Origin of the sequence: Flavobacterium arcticum, from assembly GCF_003344925.1 — a bacterium.
Classification (GTDB): domain Bacteria; phylum Bacteroidota; class Bacteroidia; order Flavobacteriales; family Flavobacteriaceae; genus Flavobacterium; species Flavobacterium arcticum.
This window is the reverse complement of sequence record NZ_CP031188.1, coordinates 2,632,598-2,645,849: the sequence shown is the minus strand read 5'-3', so window position 1 is coordinate 2,645,849 and position 13,252 is coordinate 2,632,598. Positions and strand designations below refer to the sequence as shown.

Sequence of the window (13,252 nt, the reverse complement as noted above, 5' to 3'; positions counted from 1 at the left end):
TAACTGCTTTTTAAAGCTTATGCATGTTTTTTGCTAAAGTTTCTATAAACTTACTTATAGGTCCTTTTACCATCATAGCCATCATAGCATTAAATTCGCCTTCAAATAATAGTTGTACTTCGCTAGATGTGTCTGACACAGTATTTATATTGCCAGTAAGTGTAAATGGCAATTTGTCACTAGCAGCTCCTAAAACTAATTTATTAGGAGGTGTTTTTTCTTTCATTTTTAGTTTTATCTCTGGCATACCTTTAAGTCCGAAAATAAAAGAATCATCACCTGTTACTTCAAATTTTGCAATGTTTTCAGGCATTAGCTTTTCAAAATTCTTTACATTAGATAATGATTCGAATATGTATTGTGCCGATTTTTCAACCGTTACTTTTGGGCTTTGTAAATTCATAATATGTTGTATTAATTATTTTGTATAAATCAGGGCTTATTTTTGTCCCCATTCTGAAGGGTTTTTACGCCATTCTTTTAGTGTTTCGTGTTCCTCTTCGGTAATATATTCTTTTGTTACGGCAAGTTGTAACAGTGTGTCATAATTGCCTAAAGTGTTTAATGTAATTCCTGCATTTTTAAAATTCTCTGTGGAAACATCAAAATCATAAGTAAATATAGCAACCATACCTTGCACGTTAGCTCCGGCAGCTTTAAGTGCTTCTACAGCTTGCAGACTGCTATTACCTGTACTTATTAAGTCTTCTACAACTACTACGTTTTGACCTTCTTGTAAATAACCTTCTATTTGGTTTTGGCGACCATGTTTTTTAGCCTCAGGACGTACATATACAAATGGTAGTCCCATAAAATCTGCAACTAGCATACCTATTCCTATAGCACCAGTAGCTACGCCTGCTATAACATCGGGTTTTCCGTATACTTGTTCTATATTACGAGAAAATTCTTCGCGAATGTAGTTTCTTACTTCTGGAAATGAAAGTGTTATCCTATTGTCGCAATAAATAGGCGATTTCCATCCGGAAGCCCATGTAAAAGGATTTTTTGGATTTAATTTAATTGCGTTTATTTGTAAAAGCAATTCGGCTGTTTTTTCGGCGGTAGTTGTGTTAAAAATCATATTGCAAATGTATAAAGTTTTTGTAAACGATAAACCGCTTTTTCTAACAAATAAAGTAGAAAAGGAAACTGATTTCCAAATTTTTTTATTGGAAAGTGTAGATATAGAACAGCTTATCGTAAAAATGTTTAATAATAAAGTAAATAAAGCTTTATTATACTATCCTGACGAAAAAGCAATACTTAAAAAACTAAAAGAGAAATTACCTGTTGCAAAAGCAGGTGGTGGTTTAGTATATAATGATAATGGCGAGGTACTTTTTATTTTTAGAAACGGTAAATGGGACTTACCCAAAGGTGGTACCGAGCGTGGCGAAGAGATGGAAGAAACGGCGATGCGCGAAGTAGAGGAGGAGACAGGGGTTAAAAACCTGAAAATTGTAAAGAAACTACAAAAAACGTATCACGTTTTTAAACGTAACGGGCAATATAAGCTAAAAATAACTTACTGGTACGAAATGAAAACTTCTTATTCTGGAAAACTACAAGGGCAGCTAGAAGAGGGTATAGAAAAAGTAGCTTGGTTAAAACCCGAAGAAATAAAAGAAGTACTTACCAACTCTTACGAAAACATAAAGCTACTTTTTAAAGAGGATACCGCTACCATAATTAAATAACTATTTTACCCTTACAGAATCAGGAACAAGGATAGTATAATCGCCACCATTACGCAATACATCGCGCACTATACTCGAGCTGATATAAGAAGTTCTTGCAGCTGTAAGTAGGAATACTGTTTCTATTTTAGATAGTTCCCTGTTGGTATGTGCTATGGCTTTTTCAAATTCAAAGTCGGCAGGATTACGCAATCCTCGTAGTATAAAATCGGCTCCTACTTTACGGCAAAGATCTATAGTAAGTCCTTTATAGGTTATAACTTCTACTTTTGGCTCGTCTTTAAAGGCTTCTTCTATAAAATGCTTTCGTTCCTTTATAGGGAACATATATTTTTTATCGGCATTAACACCAATAGCTACAATTACTTTATCAAAAAGACTTATTCCTCTATTTATAATATCGTAATGCCCAAGGGTAATAGGGTCGAATGATCCGGGAAATACAGCTATTTTCATAATGGTAATGTTTATTTGATTTTAAAGCTCTTAATGTGTGATGTGTATATAAATTATTCTTGCTTTTTTAAGGCTTGCTCTATGGCGTTACCAAAAAGCTCTGGCAATGTTATACCTCCGGCGCGTGCTTGTTGCGGTAGTATACTTTCGGTAGTAAGTCCTGGTACAGTGTTAAGCTCTAAAAGGTGAGGTTCATTATTTACTATAATAAATTCACTACGCGAAAAGCCTTCCATTTTTAGTACTTCATAAATACGTTTAGCAATATCGGCTATTTTTTTAGTCATTTTATCTGATATGCGTGCAGGCGTAATTTCTTGCGATTTACCAAGGTATTTAGCATCATAATCAAAAAACTCATTTTCCGATACAATTTCAGTCATTGGCAATACAGTAACTTTTTCTTTATAATTTATAACACCTACAGATATTTCTTTACCATCAAGAAAACTTTCTATTAATATCTCGCTGTCTTCTTTAAAAGCTTTTTCTATAGCAGGCATAAACTCATCGTTAGTTTTTACTTTAGAGATACCAAAACTAGAGCCCGATTTATTAGGTTTTACAAAACAGGGTAAGCCAACCTTATCTAGTATGGCCGCCTGATTAATATCGTCGCCTAAATTTATATAATGTGATATGGCTGTTTTTACACCATAAGGTTTTAATACTGACAGTAAGTCACGCTTGTTAAATGTTAATGCAGCCTGATAATAATCGCATGAGGTTTGAGGTATACCTAATAGATTAAAATAAGCCTGAATAAGTCCGTCTTCACCTGGTGTGCCATGTATGGCATTAAAAACGACATCAAACTTTATTATAGTCCCATCATTGTTTACCGAAAAGTCGTGTTTGTTTATGGGGTATTCATTTTCATCATCATCTACCATTACCCATTTATCTTTTAAGATATGTACCTTGTATGGATAATATTTCGACTTATCTAAGTTGTCGTACACTACATTTCCGCTTAATAAGGATATTTCGTATTCACTGGAATATCCGCCCATTATGATGGCAACATTTTTCATTGGCTGTCGTTACAATTATAATATTTAGTAACACAAAAATATCATTATTTATTCAAAGTTATAAGTTTGGTATTATTTATATCTTTGTCAAAACTGACATTACATGAGTCTTAAAAATTTTGTGACTAGCAAAACGTTTGCTATGCAGCTTGCCATAGCATTGGTTATTATTATTATAACAGTATATGTAGCCCTAAAATGGCTAGATAATACTACTAATCACGGGCAGGAAATACCTGTGCCGAATCTAACAAAAATGTCGGTAGCAAAGGCAGAACAGTCACTCGAAACAATAAATTTACAGTATGTAGTGCTTGATACTATGGATTATGATAAAGAATATCCGCCTTATAGCGTAGTACAGCAAGACCCATTACCTAATGTAAATGTAAAAGAAAATAGAAAAATATACCTTAAACTAAATGCAGGGGGGTATAATGACATCCGTTTGCCAGACTTAATACAAAAAACATATAGACAAGCTATACCTAACCTACAGGCAGCAGGCTTGCAGGAAGGTAAAAAGACATATAAACCATATCTTGCGAAAGATGTTGTACTCGAAATGTGGCAGAATGGCAAAAAGCTTAAAGCAGGCGATATGGTAAAAAAAGCCTCTAAGATAGATTTTGTACTTGGCGACGGAAAAACAGGTTATAATGAAGAGTCTGATTCCGAAGACTCTACTATTGATAAAGACGAAGAAGATACAGGCGTTAATGCAGCATACGAAGCAGGAAATAAAAAATAATAATGAGCAACCCCGATATAGAACAAGACTTACAAGAAGAAGAATTATACGAACATCATCGTTTTGAAGCAGGTAAAGGGCAATCGCCTTTGCGTGTAGATAAATTTTTGATGAACTTGGTAGAAAATGCTACCCGTAATAAAATACAACAGGCTGCCGCAGCAGGAAACATTTATGTAAATGATGTTCCTGTAAAATCTAACCACAAGGTTAGGGCTAGTGATGTAGTACGTGTATTATTATCACATCCACCATATGAGCATTTATTAGAGGGAGAGAACATTCCTATTGATATAGTGTATGAAGACGACCAGTTACTTGTTATAAACAAAGAGCCAGGTATGGTAGTACACCCAGGACATGGTAACTATTCGGGTACATTGGTTAATGCACTAGCTTATCATTTTGATAATCTTCCGCTTAATAGTAGCGAAAGACCAGGACTGGTACACCGAATTGATAAAGACACTTCGGGACTTTTGGTGGTAGCCAAAACCGAACAAGCTATGGCATACCTTACCAAACAATTTGCCAACAAAACATCTGAAAGGGAATATGTAGCACTAGTTTGGGGTGATGTTAAAGAAGAAGAGGGTACTATAGAAGGACATATAGGGCGACACCCTAAAGACAGGATGCAAAATACGGTATATGCTGATGGTAGCGAAGGTAAACCCGCTGTAACACACTATAAAGTGATAGAGCGTTTAGGCTATGTTACACTTGTTTCTTGTAAACTAGAAACAGGACGTACCCACCAGATACGAGTGCATATGAAATATATAGGACATACGCTTTTTAACGATGCACGCTATGGAGGCGACAGGATACTAAAAGGAACGACTTTTACCAAGTACAAACAGTTTATAGACAATTGCTTTAAAACATTGCCAAGACAGGCACTACATGCCAAAACACTAGGTTTTGAACATCCTGTTACCAAAGAATTTATGCGATTTGATACCGAACTACCACAAGATATGGTAGAGTGTATTGAGAAATGGAGGGTTTATTCGCAGTCAAAAGACTTGGAGGTAGAGGAGTAGTTTTAAAAAGAATATCCATATAATAAAAGCCTGCCTTACGAAAGTAAGGCAGGCTTTTAAATACATAAAATAATTTATTTATGCTTTTGCAAACTGTAATTCGATATTCAGTTTTACATCTTCGCCTACCAGTACACCACCGCTTTCTAATGCAGCATTCCAAGTAAGCCCAAACTCTTTACGGTTTATTTTTCCCGTTGCCGACATCCCTGCTTTTACATTACCCCAAGGGTCTTTTGCTGTACCACCAAACTCTACATCAAGTGTTACAGGTTTTGTTGTACCACTAATAGTAAGGTTGCCAGTAAGGGTATAATTATCCCCACTTTTTTGTGTAAAAGCTGTTGAGGTAAATATTATTTTAGGGTGTTGCTCTGCATTAAAAAAGTCACCACTTTTCAGGTGGTTGTCTCTGTCAGTGTTTCCTGTATCTACAGAGTCAATATCTGCACTAAAATCAAATTGAGCATTTTTAAAATCTTCACCTTCTGTTGTTACTGAAGCGTCAAATTTTGTGAAATTACCTGATAGGTTAGTAAACATCATGTGTTTTACTTTAAAACCAATTTCTGAATGTGTTGGGTCTACTACCCATTTTGTTGTACTCATTTTTTTGTTTATTTATGATTAATAGTTATTTAAGAATTAAGAAAGTTATTATAGCCTACTTACTTATAATTTAAAATTGTCGCAATGCCATAGGCACTTCCATCAATAGTATTTCTGCATCCTCAAAGTTGGCTTTTAGTGTTATAGTATCAGTATCCCAAATGCCAAGCCCGTCACGACGGTTTAATGCAATATCGCCAATAGTAAAGTCGCCTTCTAGTACAAAAGCATATACACCATTACCTTCTTTTTTTATTTTATATTCGGTTGCTACATCTTTATCAAATTTCCCCATATAGAACCATGCATCTTGGTGTATCCATACTCCCTCATCGTCAGGGTTAGGCGACAGTATTTGTTGCAGCTTGTTGTGTCTTTCACTTTCGTTAAGTGTTATTTGATCATAACGTGGTGCTACATTACGTTTGTTAGGGAATACCCATATTTGTAAAAACTTGGTTAGTTTGTCACTGTTACGGTTGTATTCACTATGCTGAATACCGGTACCCGCACTCATAACCTGTATATCACCTTTTTTTATTACAGTATTAGTATCCATATTATCTTTATGTTCTAAATCGCCTTCTAGCGGTATAGAGATAATTTCCATATTGTCATGCGGGTGTGTGCCAAAACCCATTCCGGCATCTACACGGTCATCATTCAATACCCTAAGTACACCAAAGTGCATTCTGTCAGGGTTATGATAGTTGGCAAAACTAAAGGTGTGATGAGAGTCTAGCCATCCGTGATTAGCATGACCTCTTGTTCCTGCTTTGTGCAAAACTGTATTTTCCATAATTAAAGATTTAGTGTTAGGTAAATGGTTATAGCCAATGGGTTCGAGAGGTTGTATCTCGTCGATATTGTTCTTGAGGGCATTGCCCACCGCCGCCGAGGTTATAAACATTCCCGTTCCCATAAGTCCTTTTTTTATAAAATCTTTTCTGTCCATGATGATGGTTGTTTAAGATTACAGTACAAATTTCGCACTTATAAAAAAGCTGTACATTGAACTAGGACAAGAAATCAGTTTGCAGATAGTAATGTTTGGTTTGAAAACACTACCAAACCGAAGGTATAATATAACTAAAAGACTATGCGTTAACCTTTTGCTAATTTTGTACGTACTTTACTTAAAAACTCAGCAGAGATGCCCAAGTAAGAGGCAATGTAGTGTTGTGCTACACGTTGTGGCAGGGTAGGGTAGTGTTCTAAAAATTCAAGGTATTTTTGGGTAGCCGATTTTGCTATGGTATTAAAAAGCCTATTTTGAGTAACTGCTAAATGGCGATGTAATAAGATGCGGAAAGCACGTTCAAAACGTGGTGCTTTTGCAAAAAGTTCTTCTTTAGTTTCGGGAGTAAAAACAAGAAACTCGCAATCTTCAAGTGTTTCTATAAAAATGGCACTAGGTTCGTTTTCATATATACTAAATGATATATCGCTCATCCAAGCATTTTCTATGGCAAATTGTAGTATTACTTCAAATCCGTTTTCATCTATATAATATTTTCTTACACAGCCTTTTATTACAAAGGCTTCAAAGTTGCATATTTCGCCTTCGTGTAGCATTATGGTTTTTTTGGGTACTGTTTTATATTCTAGTAACGCATTTAATAAATCGAGTTCTTCTTTGGTAAAAGAAACATAGCGACTTATACTCTCGTTAATTTGCGAATACATATCCATAATGGGAAGTTTTGTAACAAATATACCAAAATACAGATAATAATAAAGCACCCTATTGGGTGCTTTGTGCTAGTAACTTTCCTGTATGTTATCAGCTTTCGTTGATAGGTTCCCAAAGCTCTATTTTGTTGCCTTCAGGGTCATATATCCATGCAAATTTCCCGTACGATTCATTAATTCGTTTTTCATCGACTTTTACGCCATCTGTAATTAGTTTTTCCATTAATCCGTCAAGGTCTTCTACCCGAAAGTTTACCATAAACTGCTGATTGCTGCCAAAATAATCAGTGTCTTCTTTAAAAGGAGAGAATACTGTTGCTCCTGCTTCCTGATCCCATATATATCCGCTTTGAGAGGAGTTGATGCCTAAATGTTTTTCATACCATTGCGCCAATGCAACGTTATCTTTAGAACGGAAAAAAAATCCGCCAATACCTGTTACTTTTCCCATAATTATGCTATTTGTGGTGCTTTTGTTTTACGTTTTAATATAGCGGCTGCTATTAATGCTATTAGTATTCCTACGGGTAAAATTTCTATGTAGGTATATAAGCCTGCTAATAATGGATTGTTATCGTACAATTCTTTATATCCTTGTACAGTAACCATTTCTTGGGCTATTTCCTCTGGAGATAATCCTTTAGCTACTAAACCTGCCTGATGCATTTCGGCATATTTACCCCAAAAATTGTCTAAAATGAAATAGTATTCTATTAACCAAACTCCAACATATATAGTAGATGCAATAAGGCTAATGTATAAGCCTATCTGAAAGGCTTTACCAAAGGATACTATACCTTCATTATACTTATCTCTATAATTTTTTATTGCTACAAAGATTAGTGAAAAGGCTAATATCATAGAGGCAAACCCGTAAATCATGCCCTTCTCCATGTCTATTGCATCAGGATATATTGTACTGATGACAAAACCAATAATACTTATAAACCCTGCAATGACACCAAATGTCCATACATTTTTTTTCATACTCTTTTTTGTTTTATGTTTGTTTGGCAAAGTTGTATAAAACCTGTTTTTTATCACTCATACTTTTGGGTGATTTCTTGTTATATAAGGCTTTATAGTACTTTTGTATTAGGCTATAAGTTGTAATTGTCTTGCTTTCTCTACTGCCTGTGTACGACGTTTTACCTCTAGTTTTTCATATACTCTAGAGGAGTGTGTCTTTACGGTATTAAGCGATACAAAAAGTTTATCAGCAATTTCTGCATTACTCATGCCTTGCGCCATCAACTCTAGTACATCCATTTCGCGTTGGCTAAGGTTCGTTTCTTGTAATGCTTGTTTATTTCTAATAAATTCTTTTTGATGTTGTATGTATATTGTTTTTTCTACTACAACAACTTCTTTTTTAGGCGTAGCTATTTTAAGAGCAATCCATATACCAAGAAGTGTAAATATAAGTGCTATGGCTCCAAAATAAATATCTTGTGCATTACTAAGTATTAAAAAACGAAGTTCCAGCCAGCGCAGCAAAAAAAGCAGCAACGCAAGGCTGGAACCATATAATAATATTCGTTTGTTTTTTACAATTGCCTTTAGCATTTATATACTATTTTAAGACAAAGATAAATTATTTTTGCTCTTTGAGCCCTAATGCCTGTCGTAACAATTGCTCAAAAGTCTGTTCATTAGGAAAAGGCATCTCGGCATTTACTATGTTACCGTCGGGATCTATTAGTATAAATCTTGGTATGCTCACGGCATTATAATTTTTACTGAATTCCTTTTTGTCGTTAATATGTAATTGTAATACAGATTTGGATTTAGATTTTGCTTCTATGTACCAATCATCCATTCTATCATCTGTACTTGCTGCTACAAACTGTATATTTTCTTTTTTATACTTTAAAGCTAACTTTTCAAAGTATGGCGATTGATACCTGCATGGTCCGCACCATGTTGCCCACACATCTATAACAACAAATTTTCCTTGCAGGTCGGCAAGATTAACAGGTTCATTATCTATAGTAATAGCATCAAATAAAGGTGCTTGTTTTCCTTTTGCCAACTTCTCTATTATTTGTTTTTTATACAGTATAATATCTGTATATCGGTTGTTCGAAAAGTTATCAGCATACAATACTGCAAGGCTGTCACGTTCTTTTTTGTCCGATGCATCTTCCATACTTTGTTTAAGTTGTTTAAAAAGCATCTTATCTTTAAATGAACCTTTACCTAGTTTAGCTATTGCGCGTAGCGATTTAGTGTTTTGGCTCACATCTTCGGTGTCATCAGCAGTAATTTGAGAAGATACATAGTCAAAGTAATCTTCATTACTCAAAAGTCCTTCATCATTTAGCGGAACAACTTTTTTCATTTCGGCTATTTCAGGTGTCTCTTTTGTTTCTTCGTTAGGGTATAATGCAGTACGTTTTTTTAGAAAATCGTTCCACATATTAAGGTAGCTAATGGTAAGTAGCTTTTTGTTTTTCTGTTTAAAATCGTCATGCGGAACATAGTTGTCTACTGTTTTAAACTTGTCAGACTCTGCCATCGCTTCTTTCCATCCGCTTACCAGTTCCTTTATTATAAAATCTGGCTTATCAAGATAAATGTTTTTACTTATGTAATAGCTCACACTGCTCCAACCTGATTGGCTATCTTTTTTATAACGGTTTTCGGCAAGGCGTGTACCTGTTACGGTTATTTTAGTAGTTTGCTTACGTTTTTTAAGATCTATAAAAGTACTGTCATTAGCAGCCATAGTAATAATTATCGTACCAAGGTTACCAAGAGCAACCTGATAATCATCTAAGGGTATATCTTTAGAAATCACATAATGAAATTTATTATCTTTTACTGATATCTCGGCAATGGTATCGTTAATAAAGGCATCCATCATGTAAAGTTTATTAATTGGCATGTCAGAGTCTATTGTACCAGTTATAACTGTTCTGTTATGAAGCTTCATTACATTAGGTGCAAGAGTGTAATATAATAACCCGCCAAAAACAACAAGAACAGCAACCAACATGGCAATGCGTTTGCCTGTACCGAAAGCCAGTTTAAGCTTTTTGTGTTTATACCACTTGAAGCCTATATATAATGCAATTACAGCGCAAATACAACTTACAGCAGCCGAGTAGGTAAACCAATACCCAAGGTCGCTACCTTTTTTATAAGTCGCTATTTTGCCTAATAGCTCTATAGGGTACCAGTCAGGTACTACATTAAATGCGGTTAAGAAAAGGTATGCCAAAAGCAGAAAGAAACCCACAAGTATAGACCATATAAAGCTTGGCAATAAAACTGAAATGATGTATTGTAGTGCCGTAAAAAATAACCCTGCTATAAATAACCTTGAAGCTATAAGTAATACAGAACCTAAATCGAAAGATAGCGATGCGTTTTCGGGTACTTCAAGAATAAAACTTGCTATATATCCAAAAAGGTAGCAACCTGCTATAAGCGAAAAAATACTGATGAGGTTAGCAATAAGTGTTACTGAGAACTTTGAAAAGAATATAGACGTTTTCTTTATCGGTTGGGTTTCCATAAGTTGCCAACCGCCATTTTTATGGTCGAGCTGTGTTATCCTACTAACGGTTATAATAATCATTAGCGGGAAAAAGAAGGTAGCAAAAGGGTCAAGACAACCTTCTATATATTCGGTAAAATAGTTATAAGGTAGCTTGTTTTGGTTAGGAGTATCTTGTATTAACTTTACAATTGTCCAGATTATGGGCGAGATAACTCCTAATATACCAGCGACTACATAGAGCCCTGTACCTTTTTTCTTTATATGTTCTGCTTTTAGAGCAGTAGTAAAATTTTGCATTGCGATTTGTTTAGTTGGTAATTTATTTTTGTCGGATAAGGGTCATAAACCATTCTTCGAGCCCGTTAAGTACTTTTAGTTCATACAGTTCAGCACCTCGATTTATAAGCTCTTTAGTAAAAGCAGGAATTTTCTCGCGATCACTTAACTCTATACTAAGTTGTGCATTGCTCTCTAATGTTACCGAAGGATATTCTTCTAAAAGCTTTTCATGCCATTGCGAAGCATCTTTAAGTGTAAGCTGTATTTTACAAGTCCCTGATTGTTCTGAAAGTTCTTGTATAGTGCCTTCAAAACGTAACTTACCGTTACTGATAATGCCCACATGGGTACACATTTTTTCTATTTCTGCCAATAGGTGGCTCGACACAAAAATTGTAATACCTTGTTCCTTATTCAGTTTTACTAATAACTGCCTGATGTCGCGCATACCGTTAGGGTCAAGCCCGTTTACAGGCTCATCGAGCAGTAATAATTTAGGCTCACTTAATAACGCCATAGCAATGGCAAGCCTCTGTTTCATACCTAGTGAGTATTGTTTTACTTTACGTTTAGCATCGCGAGTAAGATCTACTAGTTCTAATACTTCGGTAATTCTGCTTTCGGGTACATTACGTAGTTCGGCAAGATATTTAAGGTTATTATATCCGCTAAGGTGCAGGTACAGCGCAGGGCTTTCTACTAGTGCACCAATATTCTCAAATACCTGTGGTAGTTGTGTTTTTAAGGGTTTACCAAAAAGAGAAATAGCCTCTTCTTGCTCGGGTAGTATGCCTGTAAGCAATCGCATGGTAGTCGATTTTCCTGCTCCGTTAGGACCTAAAAAACCATAAATAGCTCCTTTAGGTATGTTTAATGAAATACCGTCAAGTACTTTTTTATGTTTTGAAAATCGGAAGTTTAGTGATTTAGTCTGGATGATATAGTCCGTCATTGGTTATGGTTAGTTGGTTAAATTGCTAATATATGAAATTACTTATTACAGTTGTAATAGTGGTATTTGGTTAGTACTTTTGGGTATATAAACTCGAAAGAATGAAAATTGTTATATCACCTGCAAAATCGCTAGATTTTGAAACCAAGCTGCCTACTCGTAAACATACTGAGCCTGCTTTTATAGAACAATCGGAAATAATACAAGAAACCTTAAAAGAAAAATCTCCTGCTGATTTGATGAAGTTAATGAGCATATCAGACAAGTTAGCAGACCTGAACTGGAAGCGTAACCAAGAGTGGAAAACGCCTTTTACTACCAAAAATGCCCGCCCAGCTATATATGCTTTTAATGGTGATGTATATACAGGACTGGATGCTTATACTATTCCTACCAACAAATTAAATAAGTTACAAGATACACTTCGCATACTATCAGGGTTATATGGGGTATTAAAGCCGCTTGACTTGATACAGCCTTATCGTCTTGAAATGGGTACGAAGTTAGAAGTAGAAGAGGAGAAAAACTTATATCACTTTTGGAAAAAAACAATTACCGATGCGCTTAATGAGGAACTGAAAGATGATGAATTATTTATTAACCTTGCCAGTAAAGAGTATTTTGATGCTGTAGATACTAAGGCATTAAAAGTGCCTGTTATTACTCCTGAGTTTAAAGATTATAAAGATGGCAAGTTGAAAATGATAAGCTTTTTTGCCAAGAAGGCTAGGGGTATGATGGTACGGTATATTATTGATAAAAATATACGGTCTTTAAGTGGCTTGAAAGGTTTTGATTATGATGGTTATAGTTATGATGATAAACTATCAAAAGGGAATAAACTGGTGTTCACGAGATAATGAAATTTAAAATTTTTAAATAATAAATTTCAAACAAACAAGCCTGCTTTTAGCAGGCTTGTTTGTTTATTTGAGATTACCTTTTAGTTTCTTCATAAAGTCGCTAAAGGCAGGTTTCATATCTTCGAATAAAGGATTTTCTTTATTGCGAAGCATTACTTCGCTAAACATTTTTAAGCCAAGAGCAAACTCAATGGCTTGGCTTTTATCATCAAATAAATCACGTTCTTTTACCTTTTCTATGATGTTGAATAAATTATCATGATTGTCAAAAATCACTGATACTGGTTCATGCAGTTCACTATCTTTTGGGTTACTTATATGTTCTAGTGTTACTTTGTAATGGTTATATTTTGGGTTCATTATAT

The 13,252-nt window shown here is 35.0% G+C and carries 17 protein-coding genes; 4 read left to right on the top strand and 13 right to left on the bottom strand.

The genetic code is table 11. The features are described 5' to 3' along the window. Positions 1-10: 10 nt before the first annotated feature. Positions 11-403, bottom strand: a complete 393-nt coding sequence (locus DVK85_RS11960) for an SRPBCC family protein (RefSeq protein WP_114678660.1) — start codon at positions 401-403, stop codon at positions 11-13. Between the two features lie 36 nt (positions 404-439). Continuing rightward, positions 440-1,084 carry an orotate phosphoribosyltransferase gene (gene pyrE / locus DVK85_RS11955; RefSeq protein WP_114678659.1) on the bottom strand — a complete coding sequence of 215 codons (645 nt, stop codon included), beginning with the start codon at positions 1,082-1,084 and terminating at the stop codon, positions 440-442. 7 nt (positions 1,085-1,091) lie between these two features. On the opposite strand from pyrE, the gene DVK85_RS11950 reads away from it, so the two are divergent. Then, entirely contained in the window at positions 1,092-1,700 is a 609-nt protein-coding gene (locus DVK85_RS11950) for an NUDIX hydrolase (RefSeq protein ID WP_114678658.1), read from the top strand. Here DVK85_RS11950 and coaD read toward each other — a convergent pair whose 3' ends face one another. Together coaD and DVK85_RS11940 are read right to left on the bottom strand one after the other, a co-directional pair. After that, the gene (coaD, locus tag DVK85_RS11945) at positions 1,701-2,156 is read right to left on the bottom strand and encodes a pantetheine-phosphate adenylyltransferase (protein ID WP_114678657.1); all 456 of its coding nucleotides are present in this window, start codon (positions 2,154-2,156) and stop codon (positions 1,701-1,703) included. Between the two features lie 53 nt (positions 2,157-2,209). Next, on the bottom strand, positions 2,210-3,190 hold the full coding sequence (locus DVK85_RS11940; RefSeq protein ID WP_114678656.1) for a D-alanine--D-alanine ligase: 981 nt from the start codon (positions 3,188-3,190) through the stop codon (positions 2,210-2,212). A gap of 103 nt (positions 3,191-3,293) precedes the next feature. On the opposite strand from DVK85_RS11940, the gene DVK85_RS11935 reads away from it, so the two are divergent. Together DVK85_RS11935 and DVK85_RS11930 are read left to right on the top strand one after the other, a co-directional pair. Continuing rightward, positions 3,294-3,941, top strand: a complete 648-nt coding sequence (locus tag DVK85_RS11935; RefSeq protein WP_114678655.1) for a PASTA domain-containing protein — start codon at positions 3,294-3,296, stop codon at positions 3,939-3,941. A 2-nt stretch (positions 3,942-3,943) separates the two neighbouring features. Beyond that, a complete protein-coding gene (locus DVK85_RS11930; protein WP_114678654.1) occupies positions 3,944-4,987 on the top strand; it encodes an RluA family pseudouridine synthase in 1,044 nt (347 codons plus the stop codon). 78 nt (positions 4,988-5,065) lie between these two features. Here DVK85_RS11930 and DVK85_RS11925 read toward each other — a convergent pair whose 3' ends face one another. From DVK85_RS11925 to DVK85_RS11890, 8 genes are all read right to left on the bottom strand, one after another. Continuing rightward, positions 5,066-5,596, bottom strand: coding sequence for a YceI family protein (locus DVK85_RS11925; RefSeq protein WP_114678653.1), 531 nt, complete (start codon positions 5,594-5,596; stop codon positions 5,066-5,068). A gap of 70 nt (positions 5,597-5,666) precedes the next feature. Next, positions 5,667-6,395 (bottom strand): pirin family protein, encoded by a 729-nt coding sequence (locus DVK85_RS11920; RefSeq protein ID WP_205431362.1) that lies wholly within the window; start codon positions 6,393-6,395, stop codon positions 5,667-5,669. Between the two features lie 305 nt (positions 6,396-6,700). Beyond that, a complete protein-coding gene (locus tag DVK85_RS11915; protein WP_205431345.1) occupies positions 6,701-7,288 on the bottom strand; it encodes a Crp/Fnr family transcriptional regulator in 588 nt (195 codons plus the stop codon). A 91-nt stretch (positions 7,289-7,379) separates the two neighbouring features. Further along, positions 7,380-7,739, bottom strand: a complete 360-nt coding sequence (locus DVK85_RS11910; protein WP_114678651.1) for a VOC family protein — start codon at positions 7,737-7,739, stop codon at positions 7,380-7,382. A gap of 2 nt (positions 7,740-7,741) precedes the next feature. Continuing rightward, positions 7,742-8,275 (bottom strand): DUF4199 domain-containing protein, encoded by a 534-nt coding sequence (locus DVK85_RS11905; protein WP_114678650.1) that lies wholly within the window; start codon positions 8,273-8,275, stop codon positions 7,742-7,744. A 108-nt stretch (positions 8,276-8,383) separates the two neighbouring features. Continuing rightward, complete coding sequence (locus DVK85_RS11900) at positions 8,384-8,854, bottom strand: response regulator transcription factor (protein WP_114678649.1); 471 nt, start codon at positions 8,852-8,854, stop codon at positions 8,384-8,386. A gap of 28 nt (positions 8,855-8,882) precedes the next feature. Next, on the bottom strand, positions 8,883-11,090 hold the full coding sequence (locus DVK85_RS11895) for a redoxin family protein (protein ID WP_114678648.1): 2,208 nt from the start codon (positions 11,088-11,090) through the stop codon (positions 8,883-8,885). Positions 11,091-11,112: 22 nt separating this feature from the next. Continuing rightward, positions 11,113-12,024, bottom strand: coding sequence for an ABC transporter ATP-binding protein (locus DVK85_RS11890; RefSeq protein ID WP_114678647.1), 912 nt, complete (start codon positions 12,022-12,024; stop codon positions 11,113-11,115). A gap of 101 nt (positions 12,025-12,125) precedes the next feature. Between DVK85_RS11890 and yaaA the strand changes: the two genes are divergently transcribed. Continuing rightward, entirely contained in the window at positions 12,126-12,884 is a 759-nt protein-coding gene (yaaA, locus tag DVK85_RS11885) for a peroxide stress protein YaaA (RefSeq protein WP_114678646.1), read from the top strand. 66 nt (positions 12,885-12,950) lie between these two features. Here the strand turns inward: yaaA and DVK85_RS11880 are convergent, their stop codons facing one another. Further along, the gene (locus DVK85_RS11880; RefSeq protein WP_114678645.1) at positions 12,951-13,247 is read right to left on the bottom strand and encodes a DUF3861 domain-containing protein; all 297 of its coding nucleotides are present in this window, start codon (positions 13,245-13,247) and stop codon (positions 12,951-12,953) included. Positions 13,248-13,252: the final 5 nt, after the last annotated feature.